This is a genomic window from Flavobacterium procerum (assembly GCF_042431625.1).
GTDB classification, from domain to species: domain Bacteria; phylum Bacteroidota; class Bacteroidia; order Flavobacteriales; family Flavobacteriaceae; genus Flavobacterium; species Flavobacterium procerum.
On the sequence record NZ_JBHLYW010000009.1, the window covers coordinates 460,371 to 479,439 of the forward strand.

At 34.9% G+C, this 19,069-nt stretch carries 13 protein-coding genes; 4 read left to right on the forward strand and 9 right to left on the reverse strand.

Annotated elements, in window-relative coordinates; all coding sequences use genetic code 11:
* Positions 1-154 precede the first annotated feature (154 nt).
* From ACFFLS_RS13260 to ACFFLS_RS13270, 3 genes are all read right to left on the reverse strand, one after another.
* Positions 155-1,822: a hypothetical protein gene (locus ACFFLS_RS13260; RefSeq protein WP_379682061.1), complete on the reverse strand. Its 1,668-nt coding sequence runs from the start codon at positions 1,820-1,822 to the stop codon at positions 155-157.
* Between the two features lie 278 nt (positions 1,823-2,100).
* Positions 2,101-4,287, reverse strand: a complete 2,187-nt coding sequence (locus tag ACFFLS_RS13265) for an alpha-L-rhamnosidase-related protein (protein WP_379682062.1) — start codon at positions 4,285-4,287, stop codon at positions 2,101-2,103.
* 438 nt (positions 4,288-4,725) lie between these two features.
* A complete protein-coding gene (locus ACFFLS_RS13270) occupies positions 4,726-5,517 on the reverse strand; it encodes an AraC family transcriptional regulator (RefSeq protein WP_379682063.1) in 792 nt (263 codons plus the stop codon).
* Between the two features lie 129 nt (positions 5,518-5,646).
* On the opposite strand from ACFFLS_RS13270, the gene ACFFLS_RS13275 reads away from it, so the two are divergent.
* Together ACFFLS_RS13275 and ACFFLS_RS13280 are read left to right on the forward strand one after the other, a co-directional pair.
* Entirely contained in the window at positions 5,647-6,855 is a 1,209-nt protein-coding gene (locus ACFFLS_RS13275) for an MFS transporter (RefSeq protein ID WP_379682064.1), read from the forward strand.
* 251 nt (positions 6,856-7,106) lie between these two features.
* A complete protein-coding gene (locus tag ACFFLS_RS13280; RefSeq protein ID WP_379682065.1) occupies positions 7,107-8,477 on the forward strand; it encodes a phophatidylserine decarboxylase associated domain-containing protein in 1,371 nt (456 codons plus the stop codon).
* 349 nt (positions 8,478-8,826) lie between these two features.
* On the opposite strand, the gene ACFFLS_RS13285 is transcribed toward ACFFLS_RS13280, so the two are convergent.
* Together ACFFLS_RS13285 and ACFFLS_RS13290 are read right to left on the reverse strand one after the other, a co-directional pair.
* Complete coding sequence (locus ACFFLS_RS13285) at positions 8,827-8,970, reverse strand: hypothetical protein (protein ID WP_379682066.1); 144 nt, start codon at positions 8,968-8,970, stop codon at positions 8,827-8,829.
* Between the two features lie 2 nt (positions 8,971-8,972).
* Positions 8,973-9,503 (reverse strand): hypothetical protein, encoded by a 531-nt coding sequence (locus tag ACFFLS_RS13290; RefSeq protein WP_379682067.1) that lies wholly within the window; start codon positions 9,501-9,503, stop codon positions 8,973-8,975.
* 91 nt (positions 9,504-9,594) lie between these two features.
* On the opposite strand from ACFFLS_RS13290, the gene ACFFLS_RS13295 reads away from it, so the two are divergent.
* On the forward strand, positions 9,595-9,717 hold the full coding sequence (locus ACFFLS_RS13295; protein ID WP_379683380.1) for a helix-turn-helix domain-containing protein: 123 nt from the start codon (positions 9,595-9,597) through the stop codon (positions 9,715-9,717).
* 48 nt (positions 9,718-9,765) lie between these two features.
* Here the strand turns inward: ACFFLS_RS13295 and ACFFLS_RS13300 are convergent, their stop codons facing one another.
* The 4 genes from ACFFLS_RS13300 to ACFFLS_RS13315 all read right to left on the reverse strand — a co-directional run bounded on the left by ACFFLS_RS13300 (position 9,766) and on the right by ACFFLS_RS13315 (position 16,675).
* On the reverse strand, positions 9,766-11,274 hold the full coding sequence (locus ACFFLS_RS13300) for a hypothetical protein (protein ID WP_379682068.1): 1,509 nt from the start codon (positions 11,272-11,274) through the stop codon (positions 9,766-9,768).
* 133 nt (positions 11,275-11,407) lie between these two features.
* On the reverse strand, positions 11,408-12,988 hold the full coding sequence (locus ACFFLS_RS13305) for a sodium:solute symporter (RefSeq protein WP_379682069.1): 1,581 nt from the start codon (positions 12,986-12,988) through the stop codon (positions 11,408-11,410).
* Positions 12,985-14,049: a Gfo/Idh/MocA family protein gene (locus tag ACFFLS_RS13310; protein ID WP_379682070.1), complete on the reverse strand. Its 1,065-nt coding sequence runs from the start codon at positions 14,047-14,049 to the stop codon at positions 12,985-12,987. The genes ACFFLS_RS13305 and ACFFLS_RS13310 overlap by 4 nt, the downstream gene beginning before the upstream one ends.
* 115 nt (positions 14,050-14,164) lie before the next feature.
* Positions 14,165-16,675 (reverse strand): right-handed parallel beta-helix repeat-containing protein, encoded by a 2,511-nt coding sequence (locus ACFFLS_RS13315; protein ID WP_379682071.1) that lies wholly within the window; start codon positions 16,673-16,675, stop codon positions 14,165-14,167.
* A gap of 426 nt (positions 16,676-17,101) precedes the next feature.
* Between ACFFLS_RS13315 and ACFFLS_RS13320 the strand changes: the two genes are divergently transcribed.
* On the forward strand, positions 17,102-18,781 hold the full coding sequence (locus ACFFLS_RS13320) for a glycoside hydrolase family 28 protein (protein WP_379682072.1): 1,680 nt from the start codon (positions 17,102-17,104) through the stop codon (positions 18,779-18,781).
* Positions 18,782-19,069 lie beyond the last annotated feature (288 nt).

The following is a 19,069-nucleotide window of genomic DNA, read 5'->3' on the forward strand; positions in this document are numbered from 1 at the left end:
ATTTAACTGATTTTTTTATCTGCTTGATCTGCAAAATCTGGGGGAAACTTTAATTTATTTTCTAAGTTTCAAATCAATCAATTAAAATAAAATCTGTGTAAATCAGCGTTTTTACGAAGTAAATCCGTTTAATCCGCGTTCTATTTATGCTCAATTATTTCTTCAATTCTCTTAATTTAGATTCCATCACATCTTTGTTCAGTTTTACTTTTACCATTCCGGTTGGGTGAAATCTTCTTTTTAAATCGATTGCATTATACACGATTGTATAAACATCATTTCCTTCTGGGATTAAACACAAAGGCGTTCTCATAATATCCCACCATTTATCTACTTTAGTTTCTATTGGAAGATAATGTGCTTCTGCCCAATTAACGCCGTCTGCTGATAAAGAATACGCAATCATGTTCGGCAAATGATGTCCCCAGCCGTCTGGGCCTCCGTCGAAAATTGCAATGTACAGACCGTTTGGCAACTGACTTACAATTGGATTTTCTACAAACTGTGGATGCATAGTTTTAATGGGTTCCAAACCTTTGTTCATTCTCAACCAAGGACCTTCTAAGCTTTTGGATTCGGCTAAAGCCACAAACCAGCCTTTTCCTGATTTCTTCGGATAATCTGCCCATGAATTAAACGGATAAGCTCCGCTGTAAAATCCGAAATATTTATCGCCTACTTGATACGGAAAAAAAGAAGCTACACCTTGACGTCCTTCCCAAGGCTGAGAATCTAATCCCGGTTCCATAATGATTCCCATATCTTTATACGGGCCACCAATTCCGTTGATTCCTTCAACTGTTGATTCGCAACGCCAAATTCTTCCAAAAGAGTGATTGGGTTCTATTTCTTTACTTACGGTATAAGCTAAATAATAGCCGTACCATTTGTTTGCTTTTTCGTTGAAAACCGGCATATACGACCAAATGGCTGCACGACGGTCGTTCATCGGGTTATCATCTTCGGTTACGGCGTAAGTTCCGCTGGCTTGATAAATGGTTGATTCTCTTTTCCAGTGAATGGCATCTTTGCTTGTCCAATGTCCGATTTTGGTTTTGACACGGTCGTAATAATAATCAACGCCTTTTTCTCCCGCTCTTTCGGTTGGAAACATGTGATAGGTATCGCCGACTTTTACTACACGTCCGCCTTCAAAACCGCCTTGAATTCCTTCTGTTCCAGACATTCCTTCATCAATGACTGGTTTGTTTTCTCCTCCGATAATTTCGAAAAGCGGTTTTTCATCTGAAAATCCTTCAACAATAAAAGTTGGATTCCAAAGTTTTCCATCTGGCAATTTGGCATTTCTGAATTCTAGTTTTTCAGAAGCTTTTACAACTCCTAAAATAGCGAATGGTCGGTTTACTGGATTAATCAGTTGGATTCCTTTTGCATAGCTCACCGAATATACATTCATCGGAGGCAAACCAGTTACAGTTAAACCATTTTCAATCAATAATTTAGCACTGTTTAATGGAGTAAATTCAGCCGTACTTATATCCTGAAACACACCAATTAAAATATTAACTGATTCTTTAAACTTTAGTTGTAATGTGGAATTAGCTCCATTTTCATACGTTACAGGAAGTTCGATACCTGTTAGCCCCTGCAATTCTGGAGCTAAACGAACAATATTATGTTTACTTCCTGAAAATATATGAGCATATTGTGTTGTTTTGAAAGTTTTGTAATTGAATTTTACGATTTCAAAAGATGCTGGTTTCCATGCGTTCGTTTGTGCTGTCGCTTGGATGCAGACAGACAACAGCATTAGGAAAGCGGTTTTTAATTTGATGTTGTATTTTTTATTTTTTGAAAACATTATTTTTATTTTTTGGCTTTTATTCTTTTAATGTATTTTCCCAATCTTGTCATTTCGAGGAACGAGAAATCTTCGTGAGAAACTCTACAAAGATTAGCGACATTCGGTGCGGAGCTACTTGCGAAGATTTCTCCTTACGTCGAAATGACAAATTGTACGTGATAATCTTTGTGGTTACGAGTGTGATTTGCTTCGCCTATTCGCTATGGCTCGGGTCTCCTTCGTCGAAATGACAAACAGTACTAAGAACTAATTACTAGGCACTAAGGACTAATCACTTACAAAGCCTTATAACTCACTTTATATTCCACATTCGGTTTTACAATCAATTGATATTTATTCTTTGTTAATTCTGTAATCGTTCCAGAGTTTGTTTTCGGTTTACTCGAGCTTTCAAAAATCAATTTTCCTTCTCCTTCACCTGCTTTTACTTTGATTTCTTTGATACTGCAATACACGGCAACTTCTCCGTTTGGTGTTGGTACTTTCCCTTCCATCCATTTTAATCCTCCTAAATTTGGCTTGATTTCGTATTCTGAATAACCCGGAGCAGTTGGTTTTACACCTAAATAATATTTCCCTAATAAGTAAATCGGACTTGCACCCCAAGCGTGGCAAAGGCTTTTTCCGTAAGGACGACCGTACATCGTTAAGTGTTCCGTTCCTTTTTTGTTTGGATTGTATTCTTCCCAGAAAGAGGTTGCGCCTTCATTCAGCATTCCGCCCCAATAATCTTTCATTTCTTTTAAAACATAATTCTGTTCGCCCATAGCACACAATGCTTCCAACTCATAAAAACGCATATATGGAGTTGTGATTTGAAGAACATTTTTATTCAGTAACACTTTATTTTTTACGCTTTGCTTTTGTTCTTCATTAAAATAATTAAAGAAAATACCGAACATATTAGCGTATCTGGTTACAATATCCTGCATTTTTCCATCGATACGTTGGTGTTTCATGACGTTTTCTTTTTTATCCCAAAAAACATCAAACAATTTCGTTTTTAAATCAGTTCCTAATTTTTGATATTGTTTTTGGTCTTCGACTTTACCAGCAATTTCAGCACTTACTGCCATCGCTTCTAAACTTCTCGCTAAAAGCATTTGCTCAAAACTAACCTCGCCTGTTTTTGGCAATCCGTCAGCCCAGTCGATGAAAACCCAATCACCTTCTAATGGCTCAAGGAATCCGTTTTTGTTTCTTCTCTCTAAGCAGAAATCCATAAGTGATTTCATTCTCGGATAAAAAGTTTTGATGAATTTCGTATCGCCTGTGTGTAAGTAGTAATCATAAACTCCAACAAACCAATACAACGAATAATCCATTATAATGTTTACGTGAGCCGTTACAGGATCTTTTCCGCGAAGCGCTAACAGTGTTCGTTCTACAGAAGCCGAATCAAAGAATAGATAATAATTCATTAAATAACTTTGATAAGCGTCGCCTGACCAAACCCAGCGGTCACGTTTAATTCCGTCTATAAAAAATTCACGAGAAGTTAAATGCATCGTATAAGCCGACACATCCCAAATTTTATTCAATTGCTCATCCGAAGATTTGAATGCGCCACGGTAATCTAATGGCAGATACTCATAAAGCATCGAAATTGAGTCATATTTTACTCCTGCATCTGCTTGAACCTGAACATAACGAAATGCTTTTGAACCGTTATGAGTGTAAGTTTCAGATTGTTTTCCGTCAAAAGATAAATGGTCTAAAGTTTCGCATTTGGCAGAATCCAAAGCTTCTTCACGAGATTCTCCATAATACAATGCTAGTTTCCCTTTTCCCTTTAAACCGTGAATTTTAATATAACCAAAAGTCTCTTTTCCAAAATCTACCAACTGACCCGCTCCAATTTTTTCTGTTTTTTTAGCACTTAAAGGTTTCGTCGTCAGTTTGAATCCAGAAGGTTTACTTTCTGGCGAATTAAAATTCCAAGAACCAACAGGAACCCATGGCGTACCGGATTGCTGTGCTTTTCCGGTTTCATCAATCCAAAGTTTATCTTCGTTGGTTACCTTCCAAGAGGCATCGGATTTAACATATTTACCAGCAATATAAATAGCCGGCAACACTTCCTGATTATAAACTTTAAAGGAAATTTTATGTTTTCCGGCAGGAACTGTAATTGATTTTGGCTGTCCATAAATCTGAACGCCATCTAAAAGTAATTGAAAAGGTCCTTCTGAAAAGATTTTTACCTCGTCTGGTTTTGGAATATCTACTTCTGTCTGAAAAGTGACCAAAGCATACGGACTGTAATATTGCCAAAGCGGAGGAAATACAGCCTCGCGTTCTGTACGTCTTACCTGCATTTTATTGCTTAACCAAACTTCAAAATCTCCTGGATACCAAATCCATGTCGCTTCTTTTGGTTTTTCTTGAGCTGACAAGAAAGAGGACGGACATAATATAGTAAGAACCAATAAAAATTTAAAAATTGAAAGGCGGTTTAGCATAGTAAGTTTATTTTGGGACTAAAGATAAGTGTTATTTTTACATTTCACAACCCGCACTGTCCTGTATTTTCTTAATATAGCTTGATTTTGATAATTTTTTAAGGTTAAAATTATGAGTTATCACTTTTTTAGTACTAAAAAAAATAATGTTACAATTTTTATGAGACGCGGATGAGAGGGATTCCTTATCGCGAAGATGCGGATGAAAACGGATTTTAATTTTTTAAACACATAGAGACATAGAATTGCTCCATGCGTAAAAGACGTTTCACTTGCATACATACACATAGCTATGTGTTAATGACTAGTCATTTTCATTATTTCTATTTAGCAAAGAGAATAAAAACCTATGTTTCTATGTGTTTAAAAAATCCGTGTCAATCCGCGTCTTTACGAAGTAAATCCGTTTTATCCGCGTTCTATCTTCAGGTCTAAAATCTAAGCCGATAACTTATCGTTCTCATTTTCATCTTCCAAAATATAATTAGAAGGCGTTTTTCCCAAATGCTTTTTGAACATATAAATAAAAGCGCTTGTGTTTTCGTAACCTAAATTGAGAGCAATCTCTTTTATGGATTGTTTTTCGCCCAAACGTTTTATGGCTTCCAATAATTTTAAACGAGTTCGCCAGTCGCTGAAATTCATTCCGAGTTCTTTGATGAATAAGCGTGATAAAGTTCTACTACTCATAAACGAAAGTTCGGCGTAGTAATCGATGGTGTTTTTACTGGCAATATCATCCATTATAAGCTCGACAACTTTTTGCAATCTTTCGTGATTGGTTGTTGGCAGGAAAGTGGCACTTGGTTCTATTAAAGCCAATTCATCCAGAAAAACCGATATGATTCGGTGTTGTGGAGGAGTTAAATTTCCTTTAACTCCAAAAGAAATAATCTTGAAAACCAACTGCTTTAAAAACATCGGAATATCAAAAGAGAAACTGTTTTCTGGCAATCCTTCCATAAAAGATGGATCGATAAAAACGCTGTAATAATTAACGTCTTTCTGAAAAGTAACCTGATGTTCTACTCCACCCGGAAGCCATAAGCCTTGCAACGGATTCACAACCCAAATATGATTGCCCACTACAACATTCATTACGCCACGAGTTGCGTAGATTAGCTGACCTCTTGGATGCGAGTGTGAAATACACATTTCATTGGTTACCATTTCGGTATAGCCAATAACAGGAATCGATGGATCAACTCTGTATCCATGATCCTGTGCCATTCGATATGTCCGAATCTGGTTATTCATTGTCCAAATATAGCAATTCTGACATTACTATTCTTTTAATCTTTGCAAAAAATAATACAGCTGTTGTTTTTTAACCTAATTTAAAAATCAAAAAAATATCTCATGGACACTATTAAAGCAAATCCTGACATAGTTAAAAAAACCACCTACTCCATCTTATTCATCATAAGTTTTTCTCATTTAATAAATGATCTTTTACAGGCGGTAGTGCCATCAATTTATCCGTTAATTAAAGAAAACTTTAATCTGAGCTTCTCTCAAATCGGAATCATCACTTTTACTTATCAAATCGTAGCTTCTATACTTCAACCTTTTGTGGGAATGTACACCGACAAAAATTCTAAACCATATTCTTTAATAATCGGAATGTGTTTTACAATGGTCGGACTTTTTATGGTTTCGATTGCGACTAGCTTTGTTTACTTATTATTATCAGTAAGTTTAATCGGAATCGGATCTTCCATTTTTCATCCTGAATCTTCTCGTGTAGCACATTTGGCTTCGGGTGGAAAAAGAGGTTTGGCACAATCCATCTTTCAATTGGGCGGAAATGCAGGAAGTGCGATTGGTCCTTTGTTAGCGGCGTTTATCGTAATTCCACACGGACAGTCTTATATTGCCTGGTTTTGTATTATTGCATTAATTGGCGTTTTTGCTCTGTATAAAATTGCGATTTGGTACACAGAACATTTGTCTGAAAGAAACGCAAACAAATCGGCTCATAAAATTGAAACGCATCACTTATCTAAAAACCGTGTAATTGCTTCGTTGATTATTTTATTGGTTCTGATTTTCTCTAAATACTTCTACATGAGTAGTATTACAAGTTATTATACGTTCTTTTTGATAGATAAATTCCATATCTCAATTCAGCAGTCGCAAGTTTACTTATTCTTGTTTTCTGGAGCTGTCGCAGCCGGAACTTTAATTGGAGGTCCAATTGGAGATCGTTTCGGACGTAAATATGTAATCTGGGCTTCTATACTTGGAGTTGCTCCATTTACTTTAATGTTGCCTTATGTTTCTTTGTTCTGGGTTGGGACTTTATCTGTAATTATCGGATTGATTCTTTCTTCTGCTTTCTCTGCAATCTTAGTTTATGCAACTGAATTAATGCCAGGAAAAGTTGGTTTAGTAGCGGGTCTTTTCTTCGGCTTTGCTTTCGGAATGGGCGGATTGGGTTCTGCTGTTTTAGGTAAAATCGCCGATGCAACGAACATTGAATATGTATTTAAGATATGTGCGTTTCTGCCTCTGATTGGTGTTATTACTGGTTTCTTGCCTAATATTGAAGGGAGAAAAAAGGACTAATTTTTTAAACACATAGAAACATAGTATTTTTGGATTGTCTTTAGAAGGCATTTCATTTCATAATAAAAACACATAGTTTTTCTGGATTGAAAAGCTATGTGTTTTTTTTATCTAAGTTGCTTTTCCAAAAGTATTTCGTTCCCTGTCAGCAATATAAGCTCTTCATAACATAAAAACAAGCACTTGTAACTAATTATTTTTTTTGCATTATTTTCTAAAATACCTTCGATATAATTTTAACCCAAAGACCTATGGAAGCAACAAATTTTAATAAAGCAAAACAATTATTGGGAGGCTGGTTACCACAAAGCCCACAAATTATCGAAGATTGGATTCTAAAAATCAAAGAATTTACCAAAAAAAATCCAACACCGCTTATTCCTGAAATTGCCGAATTTCGAGATCTAGTATATTCAGACTCTGTTTTGTATGCTAATGTGCAGGGAATGTTTGCCGAAGCACATTTTTTAAAACTAAGAACTCCTTTGCTTTGGGAACCAGAGCCCTTGAATTTTGAGGATTTTCTTGTTTTACTCAACGGAATCATGCAAACCGCACCCGAGGCCTATCAAACTGGTCTTCCTGGAAATCAAACACCTGCAGGTATGATTGGTTTTCCTATCAATGCTCTTTTAGCTTGGCCAATGGCAACCAATTTTGGGTATGACGTTTTCTCAAACGCTTTGGTCAATCAGCAACTAAAAAAAATATTAAACTACTGGTCTAAATATTTGGTTACAGAAGATTCTCGATATGTTTTGATAGAAAATGATCCTTCAGAAAACGTAATTGCTTGGTTAAGTGACGTAGCGCAAGCCGAAATGATGCAAGTCGCCCAAGGTGCATTAGGTTTAGAACCGAATCCTATTCCGTCTAACGCTACATTTTCTGATGTTTTTCAGTCAGACCCTTCAGTTCCTTATTATGGATTCAAAAGCTGGGACGATTTCTTCACGCGATTGTTTTGCCCAAATGTACGCCCAGTTACTGCACCGAATGATGATTCGATTATTGTAAACGCCTGCGAATCGGCACCTTTGCAAGTGGCAAAAAATGTAGCATTATCGGATCAATTTTGGTTAAAGGGACAACCTTATTCGTTGGAAAACATGATGAATTTTGATGAATTAGCGCCTCAATTTGATGGAGGAACAGTTTATCAGGCCTTTTTGAGTGCCTTGAGTTATCACCGTTGGCACAGTCCAGTAAACGGTAAAATCGTAAAAACGGCTATTATAAACGGTTCTTATTATTTAGAAAATCTACACCAAGGTTTCTACAATCCAGAGGGAGCCGATTCAAGTGCGCCCAACGATTCACAACCTTTTTTAACGGCAGTTGCAACCAGAGCTGCTATATTTATTGAAGCAGATAATCCCGCAATTGGACTTATGTGTGTAATGCCTGTAGGCATGGCAGAGGTTTCTAGCTGCGAAATAACAGTAAAAGCTGGCGACATTGTGAAAAAAGGCGACGAACTGGGTATGTTTCATTTTGGAGGCTCAACACATTGCCTGATTTTTAGACCAGGTGTTAATTTAGAATTCACCACTTACGAAACACCAGGTTTGGATGCTCCAAACAATATTCGTGTAAACACACAAATAGCAAAAGTGGTTTAAAACTCAAGTTACTTTTATAAAGCTCAAAAGGCTTTAGCCAAAATATCTACAATTTCGCTAAAGCCTTTTCTATTTTTACTACATACACCTCCAGTTAAAACTGAAGGCAACTTACAAAATAGCTTTGCTTTATTATTTATAATCTTTTTCAAAACATAGCCAGAGGTTTCAGCCACTAGGACGCAAAGGATATCACATTACGTTTATCAAAATACGTTTCCCGTGGTTGAAACCACGGGCTATGTTTGAATGGATGTCTTTTATTATTTTGAATAAAACTCAGAAAATTATTCCGGTAGCTTTTTCATTTTTATTACAAATAAAAAAACACATAACATCATCCTAAATGTTATGTGTTTTTTACTTTTTCAGTTTTCTTTTTTATTGCTTTTTTCTTTTTAAAAAAATCACTTAGGGCTTTTTCTTCTGCAACTGTTAAAGAACTTAAACCTCCTATAGTGTCAATTTCTAAATCTAATTTTTTAGTTTTCATATTTACTTATTTTGAAAATACTTATTAATCAATTTCAATGCTGATTTTGTTTCAATTATCATAATTCTGCCTCCAAAATGAAATGCTCCAAGTGTTTTTTCATAATGTTCTACCAATTGCGATTTTGAAAGAAAAGATACGTTTCCATCATGTCCACGCTGAAAAGATAATTTACAAGCATAAGCAACTAAATTACCTGCTACTCCCACATAGACTTTTGTTTGTCCTTTGTTAAATGGTGCATTTTCTAATAAATGCATATAAACATGGTCAGCTTTAACTTCTAAACTAACAAGACCTTGAATAATCTGAGAATTTCCTAAAATTGTAAGTTTATATACATCTCTAACTGGATTTTTAAATTCTTCAACCCAATTAAAAACCCAACCATTTTTTTTTGTTATAGATTTTAAATCTGAATTTTGAAGAATAGAAATTTCAGTCTGAAAACTATCTCCTGTAATTACATTTTCTATTGAGTTCGTTAACTTATCAATTATAAAATCCAGACCAAATCCTACTTCTCTATTCATTCAGCTAATTTAATGAATATAATCTAATTTTAGAAATATTGTCTATCATAGCTTTATTTCAAGAAACTAGCCAATCAATCATTTAGGTAAAATTGAATCAACCGTTTCTCGCTGGTGCACAAATGAAGTTCAGCCGACTGTTGAAACACTTTATGAGATTTCTAAATATTTGAAGGTTGATATTCGGGAGTTGTTGATTTCGACTGGGAAATAATGATAGATTATAAAAACTCGTTGAGTTTTTATAATCTATCATTAAATTCTAGACAGATTTTGATTTAAAGTATCTCTTATATCCTTTTAACAATCTCTTAATCAAAGAATCATTGCTAGCTAATTTTACATCTGCAATCTTCTTTTTTATTTCTTCATTATTATAATACAATTGTAACCATCCATTTATTCTAACAAGTTTTATCTCGCCAACATCTGATAACCAATGCCTACCTCCCCATATTTCATTCTGAATTTCAGAAATTTCAAATAATTCTAATCCATTTTTATCTGGACCAAAAGCTTCGTAAAACATTCTAACTAATGATTCGATCTCTTTAAATGCAGTGTATATTTTACTTGGATTGGGAGGAACCGTACTTAATGTAAAATAAAAATAATCTTCTCCCTTATTAACCGGAACCCAAATTTTATTGAAAAAATTGAAGAAATACTCGTTTGGATATGCAAATTTTCCAAAATATTCTCCTTCATCATTATCTGTATCATAAAAAATTGGTTTAGTAAAAATTTCAAATAACGATTTAAAATGATCTGAAATTGAATTATAATTTAGATACTCATTGTAGTACTCTATAAATTCTGCTGGTTTCAAAACTTTTGTTTCGATTGAAAGTTTTTTATATACAGCTTTTGTTTTAAGATAATTTTTGTCATCATTAGTTAGATAAAAACTACAAATAGAGGCAAAAGCCGTATGAGATGCATCATCTGTTGTATTTGAAAACGTATTTTTCTCTTTTTCAGACACTTTAACTTTGTCAGATTTGTAACCATGCATATCTAGATAAAGATATTCATTCATAATTTCATCATACCATTCGGGTGCATTTTTACCCTTTGGTAAATATTCATTAGATTTAAAATTTTCAATTCCTTTCTTTTTATATGAATTGTCAATTAACTCGAATGGATCTTTATTTTCATTAAAATGCCCACTATTTACACCTATTTTTTGAACTATTTGTCTTAAATCCTTATAACCTTCTGTCTCATTTAAATTATAGTTCATTTTACTAAAGCTATTGAAAAAGCCATTCATTGTAAGATCATCTTTCAATCCTGGAAATATATCATTTAGAATTTTTGCAGATTCTGGATTTTCAAATGCTTCTTTAAAAACAGAGTCTAATTCTAAAGATTTTAGGGTTGTTTTAAAATATTCTAATAATGAATTTAAAGCAGGATCATCGGAATCACTTTTGAATAAATTATCGATCGATAAATCTGAAAAAATATCCGACTCTTCAATTCTACTATCAAGTAATTCTTGTGGATCATATTGGTCCAGAATTATATTTTTACCATCATTAAAGAGACAAAAATCATTCGTTATTTTTGTTATGAATTCTAAATCATCTTGAATTCTTGCTTTCTGTTCTTCATCATCCGAATAACTTCGAAAAATATCACTAATATGTGATGTTGAATATAAACACAAGAATTTATCATTGTTTAAAAGTATAGATAATAATTCTGGGAAGTGGTTACTTCTCATTCCTGACATTATATTCCAGTCAACATATATTTTAATCATATTTAATTTTTATTTCTTTGAAATTCATATAAATATACGAACAATTTTAAAAAATATATTTTAAAACATAAACACAAAAAACGCTTCCTATTATTAGGAAGCGTTTTTCTATAATATAAGTTTAATAACTATTCTAATTCCCATTAAAAACCAAATACAAAGCCAAAATCACTAACCCCAACAAACCAAACAACAGCTTCACATTTTTACTAGTTTTAGGAATATCAGTTTCATCTGAAACATTCACTTCAGGATTTTTATCGGTTAAAGAAATAATAACTGCACTAATCATTAAAACAGCAAAAATGTAAAACGAAATCAATAAAAAGTGAGGCCAAACTGGATATTTATCGGCTGGGAAAATCCATAAATATAAAACTCCAACAAGCAAACTAAAAGCAGAACCCCAAGAAAGCGTTGCATTTACAGCTTTTTTAGTCGTACGTTTCCAAAAAACACTCAAAAGAAAAACAACAGACAACGAAGGCGCCAAGAAACCTAAAACCGCCTGAAAAATGTTGAATAAATTCTGTCCTTTGATATTGTCAATTGCAACGGCAATTAAAATCGCAAATACACATCCTGCAGCAATTGTCAAACGACCAATTTTAATCTGATCCTTAATCGTTGCTGTTGGATTTATTTTCTTTACATAAATATCATTGGTAAAAACAGTACTTAAAGCATTTAGCGAAGAACCAATCGTTCCTACCAAAACGGCAATCATCACGCAGATTACCAAACCGTTCATTCCGCTTGGGAAAAGGTTGGTGACCATGGTCATATAAGCTAAATCGGAGTTTTTACCTAATTCAGGATACAAAGCATAACACAAAATTCCAGGTAAGATAAATAACGGAAGCGCCATCACTTTCAGCCATCCAATAAAGTTCACCCCAAGCTGTCCTTGCTCTAGGTTTTTAGCTCCTAAAACGCTCTGCACCATCGATTGATCGGTACAGAAAAAAGCAACTGCCGCTACAGGATATCCCAACAAAATAGCAGGCCACGGATAATGTGCATCGTTGGCAGGCTGAACTAAATTCCAGAAATTAGATGGTGTTTTTGCAATTAAAACATCGATTCCACCTAACTTTTGTAAACCTAAATACGAAAGGGTTAATGAAACCACAATCAGCAGAATCATTTGAAAAACATTGACTTTGGCAATCGCTTTTAATCCTCCAGCGAAAGTGAAAATTCCAGAGAAAATCACTAAAACCGTAACACTCTGCCACATCGGAATTCCCAAAATCTGACGTACTAAAACGCCTCCGCTGAATAATCCTAAAGACAGCCAGCTTACTAATATTTTTACTAAAGCGTACCATGCTAAAATATTCTGCGTACTGTCGCCGTAACGTTTTCCCATATATTCGGGCATCGTGCTTACTTTACTCGCAATATATCTTGGTGCAAAAACCATCGCCAAAAGCAGTAAAAACACAAAAGCGTACCATTCGAAATTTCCAGCTACAATTCCAGTAGCGTAACCAATACTCGCAAAAGCCAATAATGACGAAGGTCCAACGTTTGTTCCCCACATATTAAACCCAATGCTATACCAGTTTAAAGAATTTCCGGCAAGAAAAAGCGTTTCGTTTTTCTTTCTCTGCTTCATACTTACTACATATCCAATGACTAATAAAGCCACCAAATAACCCGCAACAATGACAAAATCGAGCGTGGTTAATTTATCGTAGATACTGTTCATAGTCCATATTCGTTAAGAATATCGGCAATTTTAACCGGCATTCCAGTTTGCAGGGATTTGTCCATTGCTTGTAATAAAGCTACGGTTCCAATTCCTTCTTCCATGTTTGGATAAGCTTCAAAACCTTGCTCGATACTATCTGTAAAATATTCTAAGTAATTCTGATATTCTCCGCCGTGATGACTTTGTCCTTCAAAACGGAAATAATATTTTATAGTACTATCACCCCAAGTAATCACTTTTTCTTCTCCTGTTTTGTCTGTAACGGCATAACGCAATTCATGATAATCTGCCTGACTTGCTCCTTCTGTAGCTCGTAGAATTGTACTCATTCCGCTGTCGCGTTGCGCTGGCTGAGTTGGCGAAGTATACACACCACTTACACGAGCGATTCTTCCATCGGTTGCTTTGAAGATAAAATGCATAGTATCTTCATTCTTTAATCCTGCCGATTGTCCGTTACTGCTGATCATTCCATACCCCATTACTTCCTGAATATTTGGCAAATACCATCTGATGAAATCCACAGGATGGCTCAAACCTCCGTACAGCCATTTAAATGATTGCAAAAGCGACCATTCTTTCTTCAAAAACCATCTGTGATCGGCGTGGTATTGTGCTTCAATCGTAATTAAATCTCCTATTAAACCCGCTTCGTAATCGGCTCTTTGTCTTTTGGCTGGTTCGAAAAAACGAGAACTTTGTCCGATGAAAACTTTCTTTCCTGTTGATTTGCTTAATTCTAAAAGTTCTTTTGCATCCGAAAGATCATCAATAAATGGTTTTGTACAAACGACATGTTTTCCGCTCAATAAAGCTTGTTTTACGTGTTGTGCGTGCAGATGATCTGGCGTATAAATCGCGATAATATCAATTGATTCATCGTTTAACAAATCGTCATAATTAGTAGTGTACGAATGAAAATCGAATTCTTTTGCACGCTGTTTGCACAATTCTTCGTTTCGGTCGCATATTTTAACGAGTTCTAGTTTTGAACTTTCGATTGCAGCCGACATTGTGCTTCGTCCTTCTCCTAGTCCCAGAATGGCTATTTTTAACATGAGTTGTGGTTATTTTAGATTGTTGAGTTTAGTTTTTAGATTTTTTTGCCACAGATTAAAAGGATTAAAATGATTTTTTTTAATCTGTGGAAATCCTTTAATCTGTGGCAAAATATTATTTCGTTTCTACTTTGTTTAAGAAAATCCAGGTTTCGTCTGGTTTTGCGCCTTCAATTCCTGATTGGTATTTTTTCATTAAAGCGTTCCAATCATCAACTCTTGGATTATTTTGGGTAGTTTTTGGATTTAATTTGTCTAGATTTTCTCCTTTCGGAATACTGATTACCAAAATTAATTGTCTATCTTTTTTGAAAACCTGCAATTGTTGGAAATCGGCATTACAGAAACCTTTGGCAACTTCCGGCCATTTTTCGAATTGTGTTTTGTGATACTCTACATATTCTTTTTGCAATTTTTCATCAGAGGGAAGATTCGCTGTTAAAACCACATTTTCCCAATCCGATGCTGGTTTTGAATCTTTACATCTTTCGAAGTTTTGGAAATCGTAAACCAAATCTTCGTAGATTTTGATTTGTAATGATGGAAAAGCCCCAGCCAATTTTCTCTTCGTTCTTTCCGGCTGATTCATTTTTCCGTAAATCACTAAATGATTTTTCCATTGGTACAATTCCTGCCCCACAATTCTAAACCCAACCAAAGTCGATTTGATTTTTTCGATATCAAAATCAGAACCTATCAATTCGATTGCATACGGTTTTGGCATTTCCTGCAATCCCCATTTTTCATCGATTACGACTTCTTTTTCTAAATCTTTGTAAGGCGCTCTGATTCCAGCTGCATCTTTAATTTTTGCACTTACATACGGATCATTGTACTCCCAGATATTTCCTTTTGGGCCATTATGGTTTTTAAGGATTTTCTTTTCGGCAATCCAGTTGTTTTTAATCGTAAAACCTTCACTTCCTTCATCGGTGTACAAATACAGCCATAAAAACGGATCGTGTGCATACGGACTGTTGTAAACCTTGTCAATATAGTTTTCTTCAATTCGGCTTCCTGGCTGAGCCGAAAGTGTATAAATTCCAGCTACATCATGTAAATGTTTCGCATAATGATGAATTTTATTACCCAGAATTTTATTGTTCTGCATTACGTTTGGCGTGTGCGTCCAACCCCAGCCCATCGCCATTCCTGAGTAGGATACGTCCGAAATTTCGTTGTGTTCAATCGTAATATTTCGAACAAAACCAGCACTGATTCCCAAAGTTCCCCAATCTTCATTGGTTACGTTTGTAATTAAATTATCAGCTATTACTTCATCAGAACACATTTCTCTTTCATCTTTTATGATTAAAGGCAAATGCGCTTCGAAAGCTTCTTCAGAGAAAATTCCAACGTTGATGGCACTTCCCCCAATATCTTTAAATAAATTTCCTTTTACGGTATTGTGATTTGTTCCTTTATTTAAATCCAAACCAGTCGAAGACAAATGTTCAAAACGACAGGATTCAAACTGAATGTTATTCGCATAATTTACTTCAACCGCGGCACGAGGTCTTCCAACCCAAGCCTGATTTTCCAAATTCGCCTGATTTGGTGTTCCCGGCTGTTTCAATTTATAAGCATCCAACAAATATAATCCTGACTGCAACGGCACGTGACCTTGCTGTGAAGGACGAAGCCAGTTGCTGTACTGAAACGAAATTCCTTTAAACTGAAAATGATGTACAGGCGAATCGATTGTTCCTTTTACTTCAACTAAATTTTCTAAAACTGGAGCTGTAATAATAACCGAATTAATTTCTTCTCCAGCTCTCGGAACATAATAGATTTTAGCATTTTTCTTGTCCAAATACCATTCCCCAGGCTCGTTTAAAAGCGAAAAAGCATTGTTTAAAAAATAAGCTGAATTTCCATTATTTTTCGAAATCCACGGCGCTGGCCATGGATGTTCGCTTTGAATTCGGCTTTCTGGTTCTTCAAACGAAAGTTTGGCGCTGTCTTTCTGAACTTCGATATTTTTAATACGCAGATTGGCATTCGACCACCATTGTACAATAAACATTTCCATTCCCGGCTCAAACTTAACCGATTTATCTTTAAATGGAATCCAGCAGGTTTGTTCTTCGTGATTCCAAGACAGAATGCGTTCCATTGTTGTTCCGGCTGTATTTTTGGCCCTTACAGCTTTTTTTCCATTCACCCATAATTGTCTAAAATCAATTAAAGTTCCTGCTTTTTTAGGAGCATCTGCCACCCAAACCGATCCTTTTTTAAGTCCGTTAATTACTGTTGTCGATTTTGTCCAGTTTTTTATTTCAATTCCACCATTTATGATTGGTTTTGCATTTACATCGGCTATAATTGTGGTTGGACTTTCTGCCGTTCCCGAATCTTCTGGTCGTACAAATAAAGGTTCGTTTAAATAATACGTTCCATCCATTACTATAATTCTAATGCCATCCTTTATTGACGCATCTTTTAAACGACGAAGTTCTCTGGCTTTTCGCATTGCCATATGAACCGTTGCCAATGGACTTTCTTTTGTTCCCAAATTTTTATCGCTCCCTTTTGTGGAAACCCATATTTCGGCCGCACTAATAGGAAGTGAAAAAACGATTAACAAAAAGAAAATGAGTATTTTAGTAACAGGATTTAAGCGCATTATTTAGATTTTTGATTTTTTTCTTGGAATAAATTTACGAGGCATTCAATTTAAATACTATTAATTTTACAAATAAATGTATTTTTAACACTTTTACCAAATAATTCGTCCAATTTAAACGAACATAAAATCAATGGCATCCTGTACCCTCCTGTTTTTCTTTGTAACCGAATCGCATTGAAAGTTTCCTACGTTCTAATTTTGAATTACATGCATTTTTAAAAATCCTATCTCTTTGTGAGAAAAAACAATAGAATTCAAGTAAATAGCAGACTTCAAAGTTGTTTAACTTAATTTTACGAATACAGTTTATTGTTAATCCAAAATTTTTAATAGATTTGTGTAATCGATTACATTTAACTATTGTTATTTATGTGAGATTAATTTTTCACATACATAAAAATAATCAACAAAAAATTACTAACAATGAAAACTAACCGACTCAACCTCCTCACACTTGCCATGGCTGTACTACTTTGCTGCAATTCTAAAAATCTCATTGCCCAAAATAACTCTTCGGCAGACAGCTATAGTAATATCGAATTCAAAATGTCTAAAATTAACGAGCCTGTTATTCCAAACAATACCGTAAACTTAAAAGATTATGGTGCAGTAAATGGAGGCTATGTTTTAAATACAAAAGCATTTGCTGATGCAATTGATGCGTTGTCTAAAAAAGGCGGTGGAAAACTAATTATTCCTCCTGGAATTTGGCTTACAGGTCCGATTATCTTAAAAAGTAATATTGAACTGCATGCTCAAAGAGGTGCTCTAATAAAATTTTCTCCAGACAAAACTTTGTATCCTTTGGTTGAAACCAATTTTGAAGGCTTAAATACTTGGCGTTGTATCTCTCCTATTTATGGCAAAAACCTTGAAAATATAGCTTTTACAGGAAATGGCGTATGGGATGGTTCAGGTGAAGTATGGAGACAGGTTAAGAAAAGTAAAGTAACAGACAGCCAGTGGAAAGAAGTTATTTCTAGAGGTGGTGTTTTAAATAAAGACAAAACAAGCTGGTATCCATCGGAGGTTTTTATGAATGCCTCTAAAGGTGCTGACCAAAATGTACGTCCTGATTTAAAAACAAAAGAAGAATTTGAAACCATTCATGATTTTCTTCGTCCGGTAATGGTAAGCATTCAAAATAGTAAAAGAGTTTTATTTGACGGTCCTGTTTTTCAGAATTCGCCAGCTTGGAATATTCACCCTTTTATGGTTGAAGATTTGATTGTTCGAAATGTAAGTGTTCGTAATCCTTGGTATTCTCAAAACGGAGACGGTCTTGATGTAGAATGCTGTAAAAATGTATTGGTTGAAAATTCAAGTTTTGATGTCGGAGATGATGCTATCTGCATTAAATCTGGAAAAGATAAAGACGGACGTGAAAGAGGTGTTCCTTGCGAAAACATCATTGTGAGAAATAATATCGTGTATCACGGTCACGGCGGTGTTACAGTTGGAAGTGAAATGTCTGGTGGTGTAAAAAATCTTCATGTGTCTAACTGCACTTTTATGGGAACAGATGTAGGACTTCGTTTTAAAAGTGCCAGAGGAAGAGGTGGTGTTGTTGAAAACATCTTTATTTCGGATGTGTTTATGACTGATATTCCGTCTCAGGCTATCTCTTTTAATTTGTATTACGGAGGAAAATCAATTGCTGAAACATTGGAAGAAGGTGGCGATAAAATCGTTAATAAAGCAATGCCCGTAACAGTTGAAACACCTCAATTCAAAAACATTTCGATTAAAAACATTACGATAAAAGGTGCTCAGCAAGCAGTATTTTTACAAGGTTTGCCTGAAATGAATTTAGAGAATATTGAAATTACGAACTTAATTGCTAAAGCAGAAAAAGGTTTTTCAATTATTGATGCTAAAGGAATAAAAATCAGCAACCTGCAATTAGATATAGAAGCTAAAAATGCATTTGAGATTTACAATGCGCAAAATCTTTCTCTAAAAAATGTAGCATTTAATCCTTCTTCTTCAAACACAATTACGATTGCAGGTGAAGCGAGTAAAAACATCGATTTAAGCGGTTCAAATTTATCAAAAACGACTACGGTTGATAAAAGCGTTCCTAAGAAAGCGGTTAAATTTTAAAAACATTTTTCAAATATAGCCCGTGGTTTCAACCACGGGGACGCAATATTGTCAAGTCTAGTTATCTATTGACATAGTTTTTAATATAGTAAAGGAATATTATGATGTTTGCTTTATGTTCCCGTGGTTGAAACCACGGGCTATGTTTTTGTCATTTTTGATAATAGGCCAAAGGCCTCAAAGCATCACCATAGGGCAACGCCCTATGAATTGATATAGAACAGCATAATAAAGCCCTGAAAGGGCATAAGCAATTACATGACGATTAATGCTTACGCCCTTTCAGGG